17 protein-coding genes are annotated in these 20,273 nt (G+C 63.3%); 3 read left to right on the top strand and 14 right to left on the bottom strand.

Translation table 11 applies throughout. The annotated features are described in order from the left end of the window. Positions 1-24: 24 nt before the first annotated feature. From SKZ59_RS22480 to SKZ59_RS22425, 12 genes are all read right to left on the bottom strand, one after another. The gene (locus SKZ59_RS22480) at positions 25-3,063 is read right to left on the bottom strand and encodes a CHASE domain-containing protein (RefSeq protein WP_319993002.1); all 3,039 of its coding nucleotides are present in this window, start codon (positions 3,061-3,063) and stop codon (positions 25-27) included. Between the two features lie 142 nt (positions 3,064-3,205). Further along, the gene (cobA, locus tag SKZ59_RS22475; RefSeq protein ID WP_319993001.1) at positions 3,206-3,985 is read right to left on the bottom strand and encodes a uroporphyrinogen-III C-methyltransferase; all 780 of its coding nucleotides are present in this window, start codon (positions 3,983-3,985) and stop codon (positions 3,206-3,208) included. Between the two features lie 14 nt (positions 3,986-3,999). Then, the gene (locus tag SKZ59_RS22470; protein WP_319993000.1) at positions 4,000-5,178 is read right to left on the bottom strand and encodes a CmpA/NrtA family ABC transporter substrate-binding protein; all 1,179 of its coding nucleotides are present in this window, start codon (positions 5,176-5,178) and stop codon (positions 4,000-4,002) included. Between the two features lie 157 nt (positions 5,179-5,335). Continuing rightward, positions 5,336-5,974: an ANTAR domain-containing response regulator gene (locus SKZ59_RS22465; protein ID WP_070303064.1), complete on the bottom strand. Its 639-nt coding sequence runs from the start codon at positions 5,972-5,974 to the stop codon at positions 5,336-5,338. A 74-nt stretch (positions 5,975-6,048) separates the two neighbouring features. Beyond that, positions 6,049-7,548 carry a CoA-acylating methylmalonate-semialdehyde dehydrogenase gene (locus SKZ59_RS22460; protein ID WP_319992999.1) on the bottom strand — a complete coding sequence of 500 codons (1,500 nt, stop codon included), beginning with the start codon at positions 7,546-7,548 and terminating at the stop codon, positions 6,049-6,051. A gap of 13 nt (positions 7,549-7,561) precedes the next feature. After that, positions 7,562-8,359 (bottom strand): 5-deoxy-glucuronate isomerase, encoded by a 798-nt coding sequence (gene iolB, locus SKZ59_RS22455; protein ID WP_072454587.1) that lies wholly within the window; start codon positions 8,357-8,359, stop codon positions 7,562-7,564. Continuing rightward, a complete protein-coding gene (gene iolE, locus SKZ59_RS22450) occupies positions 8,356-9,276 on the bottom strand; it encodes a myo-inosose-2 dehydratase (protein ID WP_319992998.1) in 921 nt (306 codons plus the stop codon). The genes iolB and iolE overlap by 4 nt, the downstream gene beginning before the upstream one ends. Then, complete coding sequence (iolD, locus tag SKZ59_RS22445) at positions 9,273-11,099, bottom strand: 3D-(3,5/4)-trihydroxycyclohexane-1,2-dione acylhydrolase (decyclizing) (protein WP_319992997.1); 1,827 nt, start codon at positions 11,097-11,099, stop codon at positions 9,273-9,275. The genes iolE and iolD overlap by 4 nt, the downstream gene beginning before the upstream one ends. Then, entirely contained in the window at positions 11,096-13,042 is a 1,947-nt protein-coding gene (locus tag SKZ59_RS22440) for a bifunctional 5-dehydro-2-deoxygluconokinase/5-dehydro-2-deoxyphosphogluconate aldolase (RefSeq protein ID WP_319992996.1), read from the bottom strand. The genes iolD and SKZ59_RS22440 overlap by 4 nt, the downstream gene beginning before the upstream one ends. Positions 13,043-13,050: 8 nt before the next feature. Then, the gene (locus SKZ59_RS22435; protein WP_034757661.1) at positions 13,051-13,836 is read right to left on the bottom strand and encodes an ATP-binding cassette domain-containing protein; all 786 of its coding nucleotides are present in this window, start codon (positions 13,834-13,836) and stop codon (positions 13,051-13,053) included. A 3-nt stretch (positions 13,837-13,839) separates the two neighbouring features. After that, positions 13,840-14,973, bottom strand: coding sequence for an ABC transporter permease (locus SKZ59_RS22430; protein WP_319993144.1), 1,134 nt, complete (start codon positions 14,971-14,973; stop codon positions 13,840-13,842). Positions 14,974-15,148: 175 nt separating this feature from the next. After that, complete coding sequence (locus SKZ59_RS22425; RefSeq protein WP_034757655.1) at positions 15,149-16,198, bottom strand: sugar ABC transporter substrate-binding protein; 1,050 nt, start codon at positions 16,196-16,198, stop codon at positions 15,149-15,151. 248 nt (positions 16,199-16,446) lie between these two features. Between SKZ59_RS22425 and SKZ59_RS22420 the strand changes: the two genes are divergently transcribed. From SKZ59_RS22420 to SKZ59_RS22410, 3 genes are read left to right on the top strand one after another with little or no spacing between them, the layout of a single operon-like run. After that, complete coding sequence (locus tag SKZ59_RS22420) at positions 16,447-17,313, top strand: MurR/RpiR family transcriptional regulator (RefSeq protein ID WP_034757651.1); 867 nt, start codon at positions 16,447-16,449, stop codon at positions 17,311-17,313. Beyond that, positions 17,306-18,292: an inositol 2-dehydrogenase gene (iolG, locus tag SKZ59_RS22415; protein ID WP_319993143.1), complete on the top strand. Its 987-nt coding sequence runs from the start codon at positions 17,306-17,308 to the stop codon at positions 18,290-18,292. Before SKZ59_RS22420 ends, iolG begins: the two co-directional genes overlap by 8 nt. Before the next feature lie 27 nt (positions 18,293-18,319). After that, the gene (locus tag SKZ59_RS22410; protein WP_070303056.1) at positions 18,320-19,342 is read left to right on the top strand and encodes a Gfo/Idh/MocA family oxidoreductase; all 1,023 of its coding nucleotides are present in this window, start codon (positions 18,320-18,322) and stop codon (positions 19,340-19,342) included. Between the two features lie 15 nt (positions 19,343-19,357). Here SKZ59_RS22410 and SKZ59_RS22405 read toward each other — a convergent pair whose 3' ends face one another. Both SKZ59_RS22405 and SKZ59_RS22400 read right to left on the bottom strand, forming a co-directional pair. Next, positions 19,358-19,693, bottom strand: a complete 336-nt coding sequence (locus SKZ59_RS22405) for a DNA-binding protein (protein ID WP_070303055.1) — start codon at positions 19,691-19,693, stop codon at positions 19,358-19,360. Continuing rightward, positions 19,662-20,036: a type II toxin-antitoxin system RelE/ParE family toxin gene (locus SKZ59_RS22400; protein ID WP_413774592.1), complete on the bottom strand. Its 375-nt coding sequence runs from the start codon at positions 20,034-20,036 to the stop codon at positions 19,662-19,664. Before SKZ59_RS22400 ends, SKZ59_RS22405 begins: the two co-directional genes overlap by 32 nt. Between the last annotated feature and the right edge of the window lie 237 nt (positions 20,037-20,273).

Here is a 20,273-nt window from a genome sequence, read left to right as displayed (position 1 = left end):
CGCCTATTATCGCCGCTGCTTGCGTCAGGGGGTGTCGCTGGCGGCAAATTCCACTGAAATTTGTTCCGCCACCTGCGCCAGCGCCGGTCCCAGGGCTGTCAGCAAGACGCGCGCCTGCTGCAGGTCGCCGCCCACGCGCAAGCCTTCGATCGACGTGCACAGGCCCGCAAAGGCATGGGCGCCCACGGCCAGCGCCGACGATTTGCTGCGGTGGCCCAGGTCGGCCAGGCGCCCCAGGTCTTCCAGTGCCATGGCCTGCTCCATTTCGGCGATGCCGTCGCGTGCCGTGTCGAGAAACAGCTGGGTGTATTTGCGCATCTTCACGGCGTCATTGCTGAACGTGAGGGCCAGGGTGGCCAGGTCGAGGATCGCCGTGTCGCGCAATTCCGGCGCGGCGGCCGATGACGGTGCTGCCGGCGCCGCCGCCAGCCTGTCGCTTGCACGCATGCGGCCGATGTTGCCGATGCCGCCACGCAGACGGAACCATTTCGCCAGCAGGTGAAACAGCAGATTCGGGGCGATCGGCTTGGTCACGAATTCATCCATGCCCGCCTCCAGGCAGCGGGCGCGGTCTTCGCTGCCCGCGTTGGCCGTCATGGCGATCACCAGCAGGCCAGTGAGTTTCGGATCGGCGCGGATGCGGCGCGTCGTCTCGAAGCCATCCATCTCCGGCATCTGCACGTCCATCAGCACGCAGTCGTAGCGCTGGCGGGCCAGCAATTCCAGCGCTTCGCGGCCATTGCCGGCGACGCAGACCGTGGCGCCGGCGTCTTCCAGCAATTCGCAGCCCACCTGCTGGCTGAAGACGTTATCTTCGACCAGCAGGATGGATGCGCCGCGTATCACGCCCAATACTTCCGGCTCGACTTCGGCGATGCGCTCGTCGGACGCCTGCGCGCTTTTCTCCAGCCGCGCCGTGAACCAGAAGGTGCTGCCCAGGCCCGGCTGGCTGTACACGCCCACCTTGCCGCCCATGAGCTCCACCAGCTGCTTGCTGATCACCAGTCCCAGGCCGCTGCCGCCATACTTGCGCGTGGTCGACGGGTCGGCCTGGTGGAAGGAGCGGAACAGCTGCGCCACCTCTTCCTGGTTCATGCCGATGCCCCGGTCCTGCACTTCGAAGCGCAGCATGGCGTAGCTGCCGCGCTCCTCGGACTGGCGCACGCGCACGAAGATGCTGCCATTGTCGGAAAACTTGATGGCGTTGCTGGTCAGGTTCAGCAAGACCTGCTCCAGGCGCAGCGGGTCGCCGCGCCAGCGCTGCGGCAGCTCCGGCGCGATATCGAACTGCAGCGCCAGGCCCTTGACGGCGGCCGCGTCGCCCAGCTGGCTGGCGATGTTCGCCAGCAGGGTGTCGAGGCGGAAATCCAGCACCTCGAGTTCCAGCTTGCCCGCCTCGATCTTGGAAAAATCGAGGATATCGTTGATCAGCCCCAGCAAATGCTGGCCCGAATGATAGATTTTTTGCAGGTAGTCGCGCTGGCGCGCGTCGGCCACCGATTTGAGGGCCAGGTGCGCCATGCCGATGATGCTGTTCATCGGCGTGCGGATTTCATGGCTCATGTTCGACAGGAAGTCGCTCTTGGCCTGGCTGGCCGCGTCGGCCTGCTCTTTCAGGCGGTGCAGTTCCGTCACGTCGGTGGACAGGCCGATCAGGCCCGTGACGGGACCGGGCAAGCCCAGCGGCACCTTCACGCTCCACAGGTGATGCACCTGCCCTTGCGCATCGACGAAGCGCTCCTCGCCGACGAACTTGGCGCCGCTGTCGAACACCTGGCGCTCGGTCAGCTGCGCGGCGGCGGCCGCATCGCCCAGCATCAACTCGCCATCCTGGCGGCCGATCAGCTGCTCCACCGGACGGCCCAGGATGGTGGCCGTGCGCGCATTCACGTAGCGGTAGCGCAGGTCGGCATCCTTCATGTAGACGTAGGCATCGACGCTGTCGAGCACCGTATCGAGCAGGGTGCGCTGCGCCACCGCGTTGCGGCGCGAGCGGTACAAGGTAAAGATGTAGCCATAGATGAGCAGGGTGCCGGCCACGCCGACGCCCAGCGCCAGCCATGGAAAGTAGCGGTCGAAGGGGCTGTACAGCTCCGCCTTGCGCACGCGGAAATGGGCTTTCCACAGGCCCCCCTGGTAGGCGACGGGCAGCACCCGGTCGAAATAACCGGCATCGCCGCCCGGTTGCGGCGGCGCCGCCGCCAGGTCGCCGTCATCGTTGAACAGCAGGCGGTCCTGCGGCGTGATGGACAGGGCCCCGCTGGCCGGCAAAGGACCGGCCGCGCTGTACAGGGTCAGGTGCAGCGGTTCCAGGGCGCTGCGTTCGAGCGCGCTGTGCACCAGCCGCGCCACGCCAAAGCCGATGCCGACGGAACCCTGGTAGGCGGCGCGGCGCTCGGCCACGCTGCCCTGCGGCATGCCATTGCGGTACACGGGCAGGCGCATGCCCAGGCCCACGTGCGCGGGCGGCCCCTTGATCATGATCACCTGCCCCGACGCACTGACCTTGCCGCTGTCGCGCGCTTGCGCCAGCGATTGCGCCACCAGCGGATTGGCGCCGATATCGACGCCCATGCGTTCGGCCAGCAGGGAATCGGGTTCCAGGTAGGTGAGCACCGTGTATTCCGGCCGCTCCCCCGCAGGCCGGATGGTGAAGGCAGGATAGCCGCGCGGCGCCAGGCTGGTGTCTTTGCGCACGGACTCGATGAAGGCGGCGCGCTGCGCCGATGTCACGGCCGCCGCGTAGTTGACCGATTCGATGGCCGGGAACTGGCGCACGATATCGAGGCCGGCCACGTAATCGTGGAACTGGCGCCGCGTCAGGTGCTCGCTGGTGCGGAACAGGGCTTCGAGGCCGCGCAGCAGGTCGGAATAGCTTTTTACGCGCGTGATCAGGCTGTGCTGGGCACTATGCGTGAGATTGTCGAAACGCTGTTCGGCGTCGTCATTGACCGTGCGCGCCGCGCCCGCATACAAGGCGCCGCCCACCGCCAGGGCCAGCAGCAGGCCACCCGCCCATATCCTGATACCTGATCCCGCCCCGCCCTTGCTCAAAGTGTGCATTGTCGATCGCTTATTCCGGTTTCCTCGAATGGACGGCGCTGCGGCCGCCCAGCAAGTACGAGGATACTATCAAAGCTCATGCCCGACGCGCTTGTGGAAGAAAAAAAGCGCGTACGATGGTTGCACTGGAAACACCGGGTGCTTAAGCTTCCCGCAGTGCCCCGGCCAGCAAGGCGCCGGCGCCATGGTCATCCCAGGCATCGGCGCAGCGCACCACGTCGCCCACGACGATGATGCTGGGACTGCCCAGGCCGCTGGCCAGCAGATCGTCCGGCAAGTGTTGCAAAGTGCTCAGCAACTGGCGCTGGTTGGCCAGGCTGGCCGATTGCACCACGGCCACGGGCGTGCCGGGCGCCATGCCGCCGGCCAGCAAGCCGGCCTGGATGGTCGCCACCCTGGCCACGCCCATGTAGATGACGAGGGTGAGCTTGCTTTGCGCCAGGGCCGACCAGTTCGGTTCGGACGCGGCGTCCTTGCCGTGGCCCGTGACGAAGATGGCGCCCTGGCTCCAGCCACGGTGCGTGAGCGGCACACCGATGGACGATGGCGCGGCCAGGCCGCTGCTGATGCCCGGGATCACTTCGACGGGCACGCCATGGCTGCGCAGGTAGGCGCGCTCTTCGCCGCCCCGTCCGAACAGATACGGGTCGCCCCCCTTCAGGCGCACCACATGCAGCCCCGCGCGCGCTTCGGCCAGCATCAAGCGTTCGATGAACGCTTGCGGCGTGGAAGCGCAGCCGCCCCGCTTGCCCACTTCGACCACGCGCACGCCGTGTGCCGCATGCGCGAGGATGGCCGGGTTGACGAGGTCGTCGATCAGCACCACGTCGGCCCGTGCGATGGCCTTCACGGCCTTGAGGGTCAGCAGGTCCGGGTCGCCGGGACCGGCGCCGACCAGGGTCACGCTACCACATTGCGCCATGATGAACTCTCCAATCAAAAAAAGTGGCCGATGGCAAACGATGCCGCGTACGCTTCCGGCGCGCTGCCGTCCCACACGACGCCGTCGCACAGGGTCGAGCTGCGCATCGGGGATTTTGGTACGGGTGTAGCCGTCATTTCCGCCGCTTGGCGGTACAGGTCGATGCGGTTGACCTGGCGCGCCACCGCCAGGTAATCGGGTTCGTCGCGCAGCAAGCCCCAGCGCCGGTGCTGGGTCATGAACCACATGCCGTCCGACAAATAAGGGAAATTGACGGCGCCATCGCCGTAAAACTTCAAGCCGTGCGCCTCGTCCCAGGTCTTGCCCAGGCCATCCTGGTAATGGCCGAGGATGCGCGGCGCCAGGGTTTCCTGCGGCGTATGCAGATAAGCAGGCTCTGCCAGGGTGGCCGCCATGGCCAGCCGGTTGGTGTCGCTGGCGTCGATCCAGCGTCCCGCCTCGAGCACGGCGGCGATCAGGGCGCGGCAGCTGTTCGGATGCTGCTGCGCAAATGCGGCGCTGGTGCCCAGCACCTTGCCCGGATGGTCGGGCCAAATGGCGCCGCTGGTGGTGGCCGTCACGCCCACGCCATCGACGATGGCCTTGTAGCCCCACGGTTCCCCGGCGCAAAAGCCATCCATCTGGCCCGCGCGCAAGGCGGCCACCATTTGCGACGGCGGCACCGTCATCACGCGCGCGTCGCGCAGCGGATCGATACCGTGCGCGGCCAGCCAGTATTGCAGCAGCATCGCGTGGTTGCCGGTCGGGAAAGTATGCGCAAACGCAAATGGCCGCGCCGCGCCGCGCATGTGCCGCGCCAAGGTGGTGCCATCGTGGGCGCCCTCGCGCGCCAGCGCCGCCGACAGGGTCACGGCCTGGCCGCTGTGATTGAGGTTCATCAGCACGGCCATGTCGTGCTGTTGCCCGCCGATGCCCATCTGCACGCCATACACGAGACCGTACAGCACGTGGGCAGCGTCGAGTTCGCCGTTGTTCAATTTGTCGCGCACGCCGGCCCACGACATCTCCCGGCTCAGTTCAATCTTGATGCCGTATTTTTCATCGAGGCCCAGTTTTGACGCCATCACCAGCGAGGCGCAATCGGTCAGCGGCAGGTAGCCGATGCGTATCGTCTGTTTTTCCGGATGCATGGAGCGCATCGCATGGGCACTCGTGCCCGCTTGCTGTGTCATACCATTCCTTGCTGATAAGTACTGTTTTGCCGCGCCGACATGGGCAAGGCCATAACCATCCAGCAGCAAGGACCGTGCCTGTGCATGCCCGGTCCCAGGCAGGTGAAAATGCACCGGAATGGTGCACTGCACCAGCATGTGTCAGGAAATGCGCGCTTCATCCCAGCAAGTCCTCCACGTCGAGGATACGCTGGGCAATGTCCGCCAGTTTGAGTTTCTTGTTCATCGCCATGCTGCGCAAGCGCTGGTAAGCCTGGTCTTCCGTCAAGCCATGATGCGTCATCAACAGGCCCTTGGCCCGTTCGATCACCTTGCGCTCGAGCAGCTTGTGCCGCGTGTCGAGCAATTCGGCGCGCAGTTTTTCTTCCTGGCGAAAGCGCGCCAGGGCCACATTGAGCACGGGCAAGATGCGCTCGGCATGCAAGCCGGCCACGATATACGCGGATACGCCGGCCGCCATGGCCGCATCGATGCTGGCCGTGGCGCCGTCTTCGGTAAACAGGACGATGGGACGGCGCTCGTCGCGCGTGGCGATGACGATGTGCTCGAGCACGTCGCGCGCGTCCGATTCCGCATCGATGATGATGAGGTCAGGCTGCAGTTGCGCGATGCGCTCGGGCAGGTAGAGGTCGGCTGGCAGCGAGGCGACGATATCGAAGCCCGATTCCAGCAAGCCGATGCGCAAGGCATTGCCGCGCTGCACCTGGGCAGCCAAGGCCGCATTCTCGTGCACGCCGTGCTCGACAATGGTGTTGACGACAACGATGCGCAAAGGCTGGGTACGGCTGGACGTCATGGGAACGATCTGCAATGGCTAAACACAACCATTGCAGTAAGCAAGAAGCGAACCAGCCGGGTTTACACGGTACTTTACTTCAGGGTCGGCATGGCAAACTCGGCGCCGGCCGCCGTCGATGCGGGCCAGCGTTGGGTCACGGCCTTCTGTTTCGTGTAGAAGCGTACGGATTCCGGGCCATGCGCGTGGTGGTCGCCGAACAGGCTGCGCTTCCAGCCGCCGAAGCTGTGGAAGGCCATCGGCACGGGAATCGGCACGTTCACGCCGACCATGCCCACCTGCACACGATGCGTGTATTCGCGCGCCGTGTTGCCATCGCGCGTGTAGATGGCCGTGCCGTTGCCGTACTCGTGGGCATTGACCAGGTCCAGCGCCGTCGTAAAGTCCGGCACGCGCACGATGCACAGCACGGGGCCGAAGATTTCTTCCTTGTAGATCGTCATGTCCGGCGTGACATGGTCGAACAGGCTGCCGCCAAGGAAAAAGCCTTTTTCATGACCAGGCAGCACGAAACCGCGCCCGTCGGCCACCAGCTTGGCGCCCTCTTCCACACCGTTGGCGATGTAGCCGGCGATCTTGTCCTTGTGCACTTGCGTGACGACGGGGCCCATCTCGGCCGACAGATCCATGCCCTGCGTGATTTTCAGGGCGTTAATACGCGGCACCAAGGCTTCGACCAGCTGGTCCGCCACATTGCCCACCGCGACGACGACGGAAATGGCCATGCAGCGCTCGCCGGCCGAGCCAAACGCCGCGCCCATCAGCGCGTCGACCGTCTGCGGGATGTCCGCGTCGGGCATGACGACCATGTGGTTCTTGGCGCCACCCAGGGCTTGCACGCGCTTGCCCTGCGCGCAGCCGGTCGCATAGATGTACTCGGCGATTGGCGTGGAGCCGACAAAGCTGACGGCGCGCACGTCCGGGTGGTGCAGCAAGCCGTCCACGGCTTCCTTGTCGCCCTGCACCACATTGAAGACGCCATCAGGCAAGCCCGCGTCCGTCAGCAATTGCGCCAGCAGCAGGCTGGCCGACGGGTCGCGCTCGGACGGTTTCAAGACAAACGTATTGCCGCAGGCAATGGCCATCGGGAACATCCACATGGGCACCATCACGGGGAAGTTGAATGGCGTGATGCCGACGCACACACCGAGCGCCTGGCGGATCGACCACGCATCGATGCCGCCGGCCACTTGCTCCGAATACTCTCCCTTCATCATTTGCGGGATGCCGCAGGCAAACTCCACCACTTCGATGCCGCGCGTCACTTCCCCTTTGGCATCCGTAAATACTTTGCCGTGCTCCGCCGTGATCAGGGCGGCCAGTTGGTCGGAGTGCTCTTCCAGCAATTCCTTGAACTTGAACATGACCCGGGCGCGACGCAGCGGCGAGGTTTGCGACCAGGCGGGAAACGCCGCGTGGGCTGCCGCCACGGCCGCGTTCAGTTCGGACGGCGTGGCCAGCGCCACTTTCGCCGTCACGGCACCGGTGGCGGGATTGAACACATCGCTCGTGCGCTCTGAGCGCGAAGCCATCGGGTTGCCACCAATAAAGTGGCCAATCATCGGGGTCGTCATCATTTGTCCTTGGTTATTTCGTCATCAGCCAGTCATGGGCCGGGTCATTTTTAAAGTGCCACACGCGTTTCGGGCCGGCCATCACATTCAGGTAATAGCCGTCGTAGCCATACGGCACGGTCACGGGGTGGTAGCCCCTGGGCACCATCACCACGTCGTGGTTTTCCACGGCCATGGCTTCATCGATGGAACGGTCGTCCGTGTAGACCCGTTGGTAGGCAAAGCCCTGCTCGGGATTGAGGCGGTGGTAATACGTTTCTTCGAGCGAGCTTTCCAGCGGCACGTTGTCGCTGTCGTGCTTGTGCGGCGGATAGCTCGACGAATGACCCGATGGCGTGACCACCTCGACCACCAGCAAGCCATCGGCCTCGGCCGTTTGCGGCAGGATGTCGCACACATAGCGGGTATTCGCGCCCTTGCCGCGCACGGAGCGCGTCATGGTGGCGGGGTCGATCAGGCGCGCCGGACGGCGGGTCGTGGCGGGCGCGCTGCAAAGTCCGACCTCGGCATTGCTCACTGCCGTGATGTTGACCGTTGTATCCAGCGGGACATACACGGCGTACGGCGAACGGTCCTCAAAGACGCTTTGGCGCTGACCGATCTCGCGCCACTGCTGTTCACCGGCCTGTACGGTGACCGTACCCGTCAGCACGACGATGCACAGTTCGCGGCCGCCCGTCTCCAGTAGCAAGGACTCGCCCGCCTGAAGGCGGTGCGCGGCGAACCCGACATGCGTCCAGCCGGCCGACTCGGGCGTCACCTCGACGATCTTGCCGCCGGCCTTGTTCGCTTTGACTAATAGCGGGCTCATGCCGCCTCCCGGCCCAGGCGCGGGATGGCCTCGACGAGCTTGGCCAGGTAGTCATGGCCCATCTTCGCGTATTCGTAGCTGGGGGCCACGGCCGGATCCTGCTCCGCTTCCACCACGAGCCAGCCTTCGTAGCCGTGCAGATACAAGCGCGTGAGGATGGCCGGAAAGTCGATGCTGCCGTCGCCCGGTACGCTGAAGGCGCCATTGATGACGGCCTGCAAGAAACTCCAGTGGCCATTGCGCGCCAGTTTCACGACGTTCGGGCGCACGTCCTTGCAATGCACGTGGCAGATGCGATCGATGTGTTTGTTCAGCACCGCCAGCGCATCGCCGCCGGCAAACGTGATGTGGCCCGTGTCGAACAGCAAGCCGACTTCGGCCCCCGTCAAAGCCATTAGTTGATCCACGTCGGCCGGCGTTTCCACGTAGGCGCCCATGTGGTGGTGATACGCAAGGCGTACGCCATGCGCGAGCAAATGGGCGGCAAAGGCCGTCAATTTGTTGGCGTAGTCCTGCCATTGCTGCTGCGACTGGAAACGCGGGCGTTTATACAGCGGGCGCGCTTCGCCCTGGATCGCGTCGGCCACTTCGCCGTAGACCATGACGGTGGCGCCGCTGTCGGCAAGCAGCCGTAAATGCGATGATACGGAAGCGATCTCTTCTTCGACCGAGCGATGCGCCAGCCGTCCCGAATACCAGCCGGAAACACAGGCGAGATTGTATTTGCCCAGCACCGCGTTCAGCGCTGGGGCATCCTTGGGAAACTTGTTGCCCAATTCAAAGCCTACGTAGCCGATCTCGGCGCCTTCCTTGAGGGCTGTTTCCAGCGGCGTTTCACCGCCCAGGCTCGGCAAATCGTCGTTCATCCACGAGATCGGGTTGATGCCGATCTTCACATTCCATGTCGGTGCGTTCATTGTTGTTGTCCTTGGCGGTCAAGTTCATAACGGGCGCGCGCAGCTTGCACGGCTGGCTGCGTGGAGACCTCGGGCACGGCCACTTCCCACCAGCAACCGCCGTCTTCGGTCGTGCGCGTGTCGTCCGTATCGATGCAAATCAGATACGTGCGGGGTGCGGCCCGGGCACGCAGCATCGCCTGCTCCAGCTCGGCAATCGAGGCCACGTGTTCGGACAGCGCACCCAGCGATTGCGCATGCAGGGCAAAGTCGATATGCGGGGCGCTGTCGGGCAACATATTGTTGAACGAAGGATTGCCGCAAGCCTGCTGCAGGCGGTTGATGCAGCCATAACCGCGGTTGTCGAGCACGACGATGATGAGTTTTTTGTCCAGCATGACGGACGTGGCGATTTCCGAATTCATCATCAGATAGCTGCCGTCGCCCACCATGACGATGACTTCCGATTCCGGTTTGGCCATCTTGACGCCGAGGCCGCCGGCGATTTCATAGCCCATGCACGAGTAGCCGTACTCCATGTGGTAGCCGCCCGGCGTACTGGTGCGCCACAGTTTATGCAGCTCGGCCGGCAAGGTACCCGCCGCGCAGACGACGATATCGTTGCTGGCCGAGTCCGCTGAAGAACGTTGCACGGCGCCGATGACTTCGCCGTCGTACGGCAAGCCGGCCACGTCGCGCCGGCCCGTGATGCTTTTGACTGTCTCGCGCCACGCGTTCCCTGCCTGCTGCGCCCGGTCCATCCACTGGCCCGCGCTATTCCAGCTGCCCAGCAGCCGCGACAGGCCTTGCAGGCCTAGTGTCGCGTCTGCCTGCAGGCCCAGGCCGCGGCGTTTCAGCGCATCAAAACTGTTAACGTTCAGGCTCACCAGTTGCGCCTGCGCAAACAGGGAGTTCGACCCGGTGGTGAAATCCTGCAGGCGCGTGCCGACGGCCAGCACCACGTCCGCGTCCGCCGCCAGGCTGTTGGCCGCAGGCGAGCCCGTCACACCGATGGCGCCCAGCTGCAGCGGATGGTCCCACGGCAAGGCACTTTTGCCGGCCTGGGTTTCCGCCACGGGTATGCCATGGCGCTCGGCAAACGCCTGCAAGGCGGCGCTGCCTTTTCCGTACAGCACACCGCCACCGGCGACGATCAGCGGCTGTTTCGCGTGTTTCAACAACGCTGCCGCCTCTTCCAGTTCCTGCTCAATAGGCGGCAAGGAGCGGAAACGCACGATGCGCGGTTCAAAGAAATCCACGGGATAGTCATACGCCATCGTCTGCACGTCTTGCGGCAAGGACAAGGTGACGGGACCGCAAGCGGCCGGGTCCGTCAAGGCGGCAATGGCGCGCGGCAAGGCCGTCAATAGCTGTTCCGGATAGACGATGCGGTCAAAGTAGCGCGACAGCGGCTTGAACGCATCGTTCACCGACACGCTGCCATCCGTGCCATCTTCCAGCTGCTGCAGCACGGGATCGGGCGCGCGCGAGACGAAGACGTCGCCGGGCAGCAAGAGCACGGGCAAGCGGTTCACGTGGGCCAGGGCGGCGGCCGTCAGCAAGTTGGTCGCGCCCGGGCCGATGGAACTGGTCACGGCCATCATGCGCCGGCGCATGTGGGCTTTCGCATAGGCAATGGCCGAGTGCGCCATCGCCTGTTCGTTATGGGCGCGGTAGGTCGGGAAGCTGTCGCGGTACTGGTACAGCGCCTCGCCCAGGCCCGCCACGTTGCCGTGGCCAAAGATGGCAAAGGCGCCGCCGAACAGAGGTTCGCCCCCCTCCACCCGCAAGGCGGCCAGGTAGCGCACCAGCGCTTGGGCCATGGTTAAACGAATCGTGCTCATGCTGCACGCTCCAGACGGTTGCGTGTACGCTGCCACAGGGAAATGAGCTGCTCGAAGTTGGCGCGCACGGCGGCGATCAGGCCGGCATCGTCGAGTTCGCCGGCCAGCCAGCGGCGGCTCGGTTCCTGGAAGATGGTGCGGCCCACCATGAAGCCGCGGCACGTCGTGCTGGCACTGGCTTGCTCGAAACTGGCGGCCAGGGCGGCGATCGGCGCGTTCAAACCCAGCAGGACGACGCCACGGCAGTACGGATCGCGCTCGTGCACGAGGACATCGATGGCTTGCCATTGCTGGGCTGACATGCTTTCCAGCTTCCACCATTCCGGGTAAATGCCCAGGTTGTACAAACGCTTGACGGCGCGCAAGACCGTGTCGTCACCGTGCGGCAAGGCTTCCGACGGTATGACTTCGAGCAACAGTTCGTGACCGCTCACTTGCGCCGCGTCGTACAGGGCCTTGATCTGCGCTTCCTGTTCCAGCCGGTTTTCTACGGCATCGTCCGGGTGCAGTTGCACCAGGCACTTGATCACGTGTTCCTTCGGCCAGCTGAGCAGGTGCGAGCCGATGGAACGGCCCCAGTCGAACTGCAGCGGGTTCGATCCCGGCAATTCCACGGGACGGCCTATCCACCAGCCACGTCCCGTCGCATCGTTGAGGGCATCGACGCCATAGCGGCCGTCGATCAGCACGCCCGTCTTGCCGGCCAGTTGCAAGGCCGTTTCCGTCTGCGCCACGGCTTGCACCATCAATTGCTTCAGGGCGGAAATGGCGGACTCGGGCGCGCCCGTCTGTTGCGCCAGCTCGAAGAATTGTGTGCGGTGATCAAAGGCAAACACGCACAGCTCGTTCCACTCTTTGCGCGCCACCGTCGTGCGGTGCAAGCGGGACAAGGTGGCGTCCTGGTCCGGCTGCGTCAGTTTGGCCACATTGGCGAGGAAATAGTCGAGCTCGACGGGCGACGGCATGGCCGGCGCGCAGCCGTGGCGCGACACGACGAGGGCGCCGCAGCCATTCGCGTAGCGGCAGCACGCTTCGTAATCCTCGCCGCGCAGCCAGCCTTTCAGGAGGCCCGACAGAAACGCGTCGCCCGCGCCCAGCACATTGAGCACTTCCACGCGCACGCCACGGTAGTTGTATGCATCATCGAGGCTGTGCGGCACCACATTGTCGATGACAGCGCTGCCCAGCGGGCCACGCTTGACGACCAAAGTGGCCAGGGTGGCGGCCCGCACGGCGCGCAAGGACGCCATGATGTCGGCACCGCCGCCGGCGATCATGAATTCCTCTTCCGTGCCGACGATCAAGTCGAACTGCGGCAGAATCGCCTGCAAATGTTTGGTCACGCCTTCGTTCGAAACGAAACGCGTTTCGCCATCAGCCTTGCCCGACAAGCCCCATAGGACGGGCCGATAATCGATGTCGAGCACGGTGCGCACGTTGTTGGCGCGGGCCAGCTGCAACGCCTGCGTGCTGACGGCGTGCATGGCAGCCGTGGAGAAATGCGTGCCGGTGATCAGCAAGGCCTTGCTCGAGGCAATGAATGCCGCATCCACCGACGCGGCGTCGATGGCCATGTCGGCGCAATTTTCACGGTAGAAAATCAGGGGAAACGTGTTCTTGTCCTTGATGCCCAGCATGACCAAAGCCGTCAGACGGTCGCGGTCGATACCCACGTGGCTGACGTCGCAGCCCTCTTTCGACAGGGTGTCGGTGAGGAAACGGCCCATGTGGTCGTCGCCCACTTTCGACAGCATGGCCGATTTCAAGCCCAGGCGGGCCGTGCCGAAGGCGATATTCGCCGACGAGCCGCCCAGGTACTTGGCGAAGCTCGTCGCGTCTTCCAGCGTGCTGCCGATCTGCTGCGCGTACAGGTCCACCGCCAGGCGGCCCAGGCAGATCACGTCCAGCGCCCGGCCCTGGGCAAATTGTGTGGAATTATTCATGGCTATCCTTAAATCGTGACACCGTCGAGTTCACTCATCAGCGTTTGCATTTCCGCACCGCCCGCCATCATGTCCAGCAAGGCATCCTTGCTCACCGTATCCTTGGTGAAGGTACCCAGCGACTTGCCCCGGTTCAACAACGTGAACGAGTCGCCCACCGGATACGCATGGTGCACATTATGCGTAATAAAGATCACGGATATGCCCCGCTCGCGCGCCTTGTAAATCAGTTTCAAGACATTGAACGATTGCTTCACGCCCAGGGCTGCCGTCGGTTCGTCGAGGATCAGCACCCTGGCGCCGAAGTGGATCGCGCGGGCAATGGCCAGGCATTGCTTCTCGCCGCCCGACATGGTGCCGATGGCCTGGTGCGGGTCGCGCACCATGATGCCCATCTCGGCCAGCTTGTCGCGCGCCGTCTCGGCCGCATAATCGATATCCATCACGGGCACCAGGCCCAGCAGTTTTTTCATCGGCTCGCGGCCCATGAAGAAATTGCGCGCCACAGACAGCAGCGGCACCAGCGCCAGATCCTGGTAGACGGTGGCCACGCCCATGTCCAGCGCTTCGCTGGGCGAATTGAAGACGACGGGCTTGCCATCGACCAGGTATTGGCCATCGGTGGGCTTGTGCACGCCGGCCAGGGTCTTGATCAGGGTGGACTTGCCGGCGCCGTTGTCGCCCAGCAAACAGTGCACTTCGCCTTCCTTCAGGCGCATGGTGATGTTTTGCAAGGCCAGCACGGAGCCGAAGCGCTTGCTGACATTTTCCAGGGCAAGAATATGCTCGCTCATGATTTATCTCGCTTCCGTGACGCGTGAGCGTACAAAGTTATTAAACAGCACCGCGATCAGCAGCATGACGCCGAGGAACACGCGGAACCAGTCCGAATTGATGTTGGTATAAGTGATGCCGATCTGTACCACGCCGAAGATCAGCGCGCCGAAGCAGGCGCCGACGACGGAACCGTAGCCGCCCGTCAGCAAGGCGCCGCCGATGACGGCCGCGATGATGGCTTCGAATTCCTTTTGCATGCCCCGGTCGGCGGCGGCCGAACCCACGTCGCATACTTGCAAGGTCGCAAACAGGCAGGCGCAGAAAGCCGTGAAGACGAACAGCGAAATTTTCACCTTACGCACGGGCACGCCCACATTCTTGGCCGCGTTGGCGTCGCCGCCCACGGCGAACATCCAGTTGCCGAAGCGGGTACGCGACAACACGAACGCGGCGCCGGCAGCCAGCACCAGCCACCAGGCGATGACTTTCGGGATGCCTTTGACCAGCGGCGAGCCGTCGTCGAGCACGGCGATCCAGCCATGCGCGCCCATCCACTGGAACAGGCCAGTGGCCACATTGCCGTGGAACAGCAGGCTGGCCAGCCAGTCCTGCGCCGCCAGGTCGCCCACACCGCTGACGATGGTACGGTTGGCAAACATGATCGACAGGGCCAGAGTCAGGCCGCGCAGGATAAACAGGAATGCCAGGGTAACGATGAACGATGGCAAGCGCGTCTTGATAACGATGTAGCCGTTGAGCCAGCCCAGCGCCATGGAACCGGCGAAGGCGAACAGGATGGCGGCCCACAGTGGCCAGTGGAAATAGATTGTCGGGATGGCGATCATCATGCCGGCAAAGCCGATCATGGAGCCGATCGACAGGTCGAATTCACCGGCGATCATCAGCAGGCAGGCGCCGATGGCGATGATGCCCAGGTAGGACGCCACTTGCATCCAGTTGACGACGCCATCGAGGTTGAACATGCCGGAATCGCCGGCCGTGATGACGAAGAAGGCAAACACGAGCACCGCGCCGGAAATCGAGGCGAACTCGGGGCGGCCAAAAAACCGTTTGACCCAGCTGGTCGTGCCCACGCGCTCGTCGGCGGCGGCAACTGGCTTGCTGGAGGCGCCGGGAGGCGGGGGAGGATTCATGCCGGGGCTGGCCAGGCTGGTTTTGAGCGCAGTCATACGATGTCCTTTCAGTGATACTTGTTACCAATTCCAATTACTTTCCTGCCAGCATCGCTGGCGCCAGGCGTGTTCTTCCCATGCGCCGCCCGCAGGAGGCGGTGCGGCGCAGGGAAACTCCTGGTGGCGACTGTGTGGATTAGCGGTATTGGCCGGCGTATTTTTCGACCTTGGAAATATTTTCCTTGGTCACGAAACCGGGGCCGGAGCTGATATGGCGTGGGCCGTAGATCGGTGTCAGGCCGTATTCCGCCAGGCGCGCCTGGTATTTCGGATTGGCGATCAGGATTTCCTTGACCTTGGCCAGGTCAGTGATCTTTTGCTGTTTCATGATGGCCATCACGGCGACAGGAATGTAGCCTTGCAGGTAGGGCTGCTGGTCGATGGCGAACTGGATGCTGCCATCCTTGATGCCCTTGGCGATTTCTTCCGACAAGTCGAAGCTGGCGAAGTACATCTTGCCTTTCAAGCCCAGCTTCTCGACGGCGCGCATGGCGGCCGGCGCCGAATCCGGTCCCAGCGCCAGCACGGCTTGGGTCTTCGGATTGCTGCGCAGATAGGCGCTGACCTTGCTTTCGATGACGCCAGGGTCGACGCCATTGGTGTCGAGCGTGGACGATTTGAAGTCGACGCCGAGCGCATCGGCAAAACCGCGGCAGCGTTCGAACGACGACGCATTCATCGCATAGTGATTCACGCACACGAACGACTTGATGCCCGCTTCCTTGGCGCGCTTGCCGGCGCCCAGGCCCGCGTCATACTCGGGTTGGCCCACGTGCATGATGGCTTTCAACTGTTCGCTTTGCGCGATGGTGCCCGAATTGATGGTCACGAGCATGATTTTCTTGGCCACGACCGTGCCCAGCGGTTTTTGCAGCACGCTGAAGTCGGCGATGTCGGCGATCAAGCCATCGTAATTGCGCGCGGCCGACTGCTCGATCAGGCGCGCCATGTCGGCCAGGTCGCCATTGGGCGGATTGCGGTAGTCGACGGACACGTTGAAGTCTTCACCGGCTTGCTTGATGGCGTTCTTGATGGTGTTCCACCATGAATCGGAGTCCGGCGCGTGGCTGACCATGACGAATTTCTCGCCGGCAGCATGGCTGGCGCCCGTGCTCAAACCCAGGCTCAGGCCCAGGCTGGCGATGGCCAGGCACTTCATCAAACCCTTGCTTTTATTGCTATGCATGAATGTCTCCTAGACGGATTAATTTTTATAGTTGCGAGCTTTTATGAAGGGTGTCACCGGCCTGGCCTTGCGGCACACGAACCGATGCACTGCGCACAGCTTAGGCCACAAAAAAGACAAATGCAATAAAATTTTCAAAATAAATTTAAATAGAAATTCGTTTCTATTTTTAAGATTCCCTCCTATAATTCTCGCCAGAACCAGCCGCACGGAGACAGCGGCACAGCAAGTACACCAAGGAAAAAATCATGGCAGCCACCGCCCCCATCGAACAACTGATGCAGCACATTGCCGCCGAGTACGACAACCTGTCGCGCCAGTTGAAAGTCATCGCCCAGTACATTGAAAAGCACCGGGCCAGCCTGATGCTCGAACGCATCAGCGACATCGCCGCCGCCTGCGACGTGCAGCCGTCCGCCATCGTGCGTTTCGCGCAGCGCTTTGGCTACACGGGCTTTTCCGAAATGCAAGACGTGTTCCGCCAGGCTTATACGGACCAGGCCGGCGCCACGCCCGACTACCAGCAGCGCATCCGCAAGCTGATCTCCACGCGCGACGCCGCCCTGAGCGCAGGCGACCTGACGCGCGAATTCGTCGGCGCCAGCCGCGCCGGTCTCGACGACCTGGCGGCAGGACTCGACGACGCCCAACTGGAAGCGGCCGTCAACCTGCTGCTGAAAGCGGAAAATATCTATGTGATCGGCGTGCGCCGGTCCTTTCCGATCGCCTCCTACATCGCCTATGCGCTCGAACACACGGACAAGCGCGTGCACCTGATTAGCGGACTGGGCGGCATGCACCGCGAACAGATGCGCAGCGTGCGCGAACGCGATGTGGCGATCGCCATCAGTTTCTCGCCTTACGGCAAGGAAACCCAGCAGTGCATCAAGGCGGCGCAGGACAAGGGCGCCAAGGTCCTCGTGATTACCGACAGCAAACTGGCTCCGCTCGCGCGGGCCGCCGACGCGCTGCTCACCGTCACCGAGGGCAGCGCCTTCGCCTTCCGCTCGCTGACCAGCACCATCTGCCTGTGCCAGGCGCTGTTCATTGCGCTGGCCTACAAATTAGAGCTCGACATCGAAGAAATCCACACCCCAGGAGAACATGATGATTGAAGTAGCATTGTTTGGCGCCGGACGCATCGGCAAAATCCACGCGGCCAACCTGGCCGCGCAAGCCGGCGTCCAGTTCAAGTACGTGGTCGACGTCAACCAGGAAGCAGCGTCCGCGCTGGCCGGCTTGCATGGCGGCAGCAGCGCCTCGGTGGAAACGGCGCTGGCCGACCCGGCCATCAAGGCCGTCGTCATCGCGTCCAGCACGGACACGCACGCGGACTTGATCCTGCGCTCGGCCGCCGCCGGCAAGGCCATCTTTTGCGAAAAACCCGTCGACCTGACGATAGACCGGGCGCGCGCCTGCGCCGCCGCCGTCAAGGAAGCCAAGGTGCTGTGCATGCTGGGTTTCCAGCGCCGTTACGATCCCACTTTCAATGCCGTCAAGACACGCATTGAAGGAGGCGAGATCGGCACACCCGAATTGCTGGTCGTCACCAGCCGCGACCCCGGCCCCCCACCGGTCAGCTACATCAAGGTCTCGGGCGGCATCTTCAAGGATATGCTGATCCACGATTTCGACATCTTCCGCTGGATACTCGACGATGAAGCCGTCAGCGTGCACGCCACGGGCAGTTGCCTCGTCGACCCGGCCATCGGTGTAGCGGGCGACCTGGACACGGCCGTCGTCACCATCCGCACGGCCAAGGGACGCTTGTGCCAGATCAATGCCTCGCGCCGCGCCGCCTACGGCTACGACCAGCGTTTCGAAGTGCTGGGCAGCGCCGGCATGCTGCAGGCGGGCAACCACAAGCCGACGGAAGTGACGGCCTATGGTTCGGTGAACGTCAGCGTCGACAGGCCGGAAGATTTTTTCCTGGAACGTTATCGCGTGGCCTACGCGCAGGAAATGGCGCACTTCTTTGATGCCCTCACCCACGGCACGCCGCTGCGCACGACCGTCCACGATGGCTTAAAGGCGCTGGAACTGGCCGAGGCGGCGACGCTGTCGTGGCGCGAACAGCGTGTGGTCACTTTATAAACAAGAATAAAAATATCTGGAGACACCATGTCATCCCCAACATTAAAAGTCGGCATCGTCGGCCTGGGCCGGCTGGGCCAGCGCCACGCCATCAACCTGGCGCAGCGCGTGCCGAATGCCGAAGTCGTGGCCGCCTGCAGTCCCGTGCCAGCCGAACTGGACTGGGCCGCCAGCCAGCTCGGCATCACGACCGGCTATGCCGATTACGACGCCCTGCTGGCCCACCCGGGCCTGGACGCCGTCTTTCTCGTCACGCCCACCTCGCTGCATGCGGACCAGATCATCGCCGCCCTGCGCGCCGGCAAGCACGTGTTTTGCGAAAAACCGCTGTCGCTGGACCTGGCCGACTGCCTGAAGGTGGAAGCGGAAGCGGCGCGCCACCCGCAGCTGACGATCATGATCGGCTTCGTGCGCCGTTTTGACGCCAGCTACCATGACGCGCAGCAAAAGATCGCCCAGGGCCTCATCGGCAAGCCGTATCTGGTGCGCTCGCAAACCTGCGACCAGAACGACCCCAGCGGCGCCTTCATGCGCTTCGCCCCCACCAGCGGCGGCATCTTCCTCGATTGCAGCGTGCACGATATCGACCTGGCGCGCTGGCTGCTGGGCAACCCCGCACCCAAGCGCGTGTATGCGAGCGGCACCAACGCCATCCACACGGGCTTGCAGGCGTTCGGCGACGTCGACAACGGGCTGGCAACGGTCGAATTTTCCGATGGCAGCATGGCCAGCTTCATGGCCTCGCGCACCATGGCGCATGGCCATGAAACCCTGACGGAAGTGTTCGGCACGGGCGGCCGCCTGGCCGTGGGCAGCAATCCACGTCTGAACAGGGTGGAAATTTCGGATGCGCATGGCGTGCGCAATGAGTGCACGCCAGACTTCTATGCCCGCTTCGCCGACGCCTTCTTGATCGAGGCGCAGGAGTTTACGGATGCGGCACTGGGCCGGCGCACCTTGTCGCTGACCTTGCACGACGCAACAGAGGCGACGCGCATCGGCTTGGCCATGACGCAAGCGATGCGCGAGGCACGGCCCGTGGAGTTTTAAACCCAGGGCGGGGACTCAGGCAGCCGGTGCGGAAAATGGACGTTCGGGCTGCCTGGGTTCCACGGCCAGGCGCAAGCCCATGGCATCGAGGATGGCCGTCAAGGTACTCAGGGAGGGATTGCCATCGGGCGACAGGGTGCGGTACAGCTGGGTAGGGTTGAGCTTAGCCGCCTGCGCCACGGCGGGCACGCCGCCAAAGGCGCGCGTCAGCTGGCGCAGCACGGCCAGCAGTTCGCCGTGGTCGCCATCGACGAGGATATTGTTGATCAGTTCAAGTGCGAAGGCGGGATCGTCGCGGTACAGTTCAGCCATCGCTTCATCATGCGAGCGGTCTCTTGCTGGTTTGTTCATGACCTGTTTCACGTCCTCTTTCATGTCCTCTCTCCTTCCAGTCGTGCCAGCAGGCACAGGCGTATTCGATGTCTTTCGACTGCGTGCGCTTGTCGCCACCACACAGCAATAAAATAATCTGGCCCTCGTCGATGGCATAGTAAATACGGTAACCGGCGCCCACATCGATGCGCAATTCCCACACGCCGTCGTGGCAAAATTTATGATCGCCAAAATTGCCCGGAATCATACGCAGCACGCGCCGCACGATGGCTACCCTGGCCGTATTGTCGCGCTGGCGCTTCAGCCATTCCGTATATAAATCCCTGCCCGATGATGTCAGATAGTGCCGGATCTCGTACATCATATTCGTCCATAAACGAAGAAAAATCAAGGGGAAAATCACGTGTACACATAAAAAAGAAGACCACGCCATCTTGCTACCAAACCCGCACGCGCAGGCCACGAACGCCGGGTTCACTGAGCTATATCAAGATGCATTTTTCTAATTGTTATAGGGAAATGAGGCCGCCCGTCCGTGCTCCGTGTCCGTGCCTCGCTCCAGCCTGTTGCGCTATACAATAAGCGCCTGCCCAACCGC

Origin of the sequence: Janthinobacterium sp. GMG2 (assembly GCF_033949445.1) — a bacterium.
GTDB lineage: Bacteria > Pseudomonadota > Gammaproteobacteria > Burkholderiales > Burkholderiaceae_D > Janthinobacterium > Janthinobacterium aestuarii.
This window is presented reverse-complemented; position numbering and strand designations above follow the sequence as displayed.

Coding starts and splice junctions, on each gene's coding strand:
- SKZ59_RS22480 (WP_319993002.1), bottom strand. CDS start 3,063: ATGCACACTTTGAGCAAGGGCGGGGCGGGATCAGGTATCAGGATATGG.
- cobA (WP_319993001.1), bottom strand. CDS start 3,985: ATGGCGCAATGTGGTAGCGTGACCCTGGTCGGCGCCGGTCCCGGCGAC.
- SKZ59_RS22470 (WP_319993000.1), bottom strand. CDS start 5,178: ATGACACAGCAAGCGGGCACGAGTGCCCATGCGATGCGCTCCATGCAT.
- SKZ59_RS22465 (WP_070303064.1), bottom strand. CDS start 5,974: ATGACGTCCAGCCGTACCCAGCCTTTGCGCATCGTTGTCGTCAACACC.
- SKZ59_RS22460 (WP_319992999.1), bottom strand. CDS start 7,548: ATGACGACCCCGATGATTGGCCACTTTATTGGTGGCAACCCGATGGCT.
- iolB (WP_072454587.1), bottom strand. CDS start 8,359: ATGAGCCCGCTATTAGTCAAAGCGAACAAGGCCGGCGGCAAGATCGTC.
- iolE (WP_319992998.1), bottom strand. CDS start 9,276: ATGAACGCACCGACATGGAATGTGAAGATCGGCATCAACCCGATCTCG.
- iolD (WP_319992997.1), bottom strand. CDS start 11,099: ATGAGCACGATTCGTTTAACCATGGCCCAAGCGCTGGTGCGCTACCTG.
- SKZ59_RS22440 (WP_319992996.1), bottom strand. CDS start 13,042: ATGAATAATTCCACACAATTTGCCCAGGGCCGGGCGCTGGACGTGATC.
- SKZ59_RS22435 (WP_034757661.1), bottom strand. CDS start 13,836: ATGAGCGAGCATATTCTTGCCCTGGAAAATGTCAGCAAGCGCTTCGGC.
- SKZ59_RS22430 (WP_319993144.1), bottom strand. CDS start 14,973: ATGAATCCTCCCCCGCCTCCCGGCGCCTCCAGCAAGCCAGTTGCCGCC.
- SKZ59_RS22425 (WP_034757655.1), bottom strand. CDS start 16,198: ATGCATAGCAATAAAAGCAAGGGTTTGATGAAGTGCCTGGCCATCGCC.
- SKZ59_RS22420 (WP_034757651.1), top strand. CDS start 16,447: ATGGCAGCCACCGCCCCCATCGAACAACTGATGCAGCACATTGCCGCC.
- iolG (WP_319993143.1), top strand. CDS start 17,306: ATGATTGAAGTAGCATTGTTTGGCGCCGGACGCATCGGCAAAATCCAC.
- SKZ59_RS22410 (WP_070303056.1), top strand. CDS start 18,320: ATGTCATCCCCAACATTAAAAGTCGGCATCGTCGGCCTGGGCCGGCTG.
- SKZ59_RS22405 (WP_070303055.1), bottom strand. CDS start 19,693: ATGAACAAACCAGCAAGAGACCGCTCGCATGATGAAGCGATGGCTGAA.
- SKZ59_RS22400 (WP_413774592.1), bottom strand. CDS start 20,036: ATGTACGAGATCCGGCACTATCTGACATCATCGGGCAGGGATTTATAT.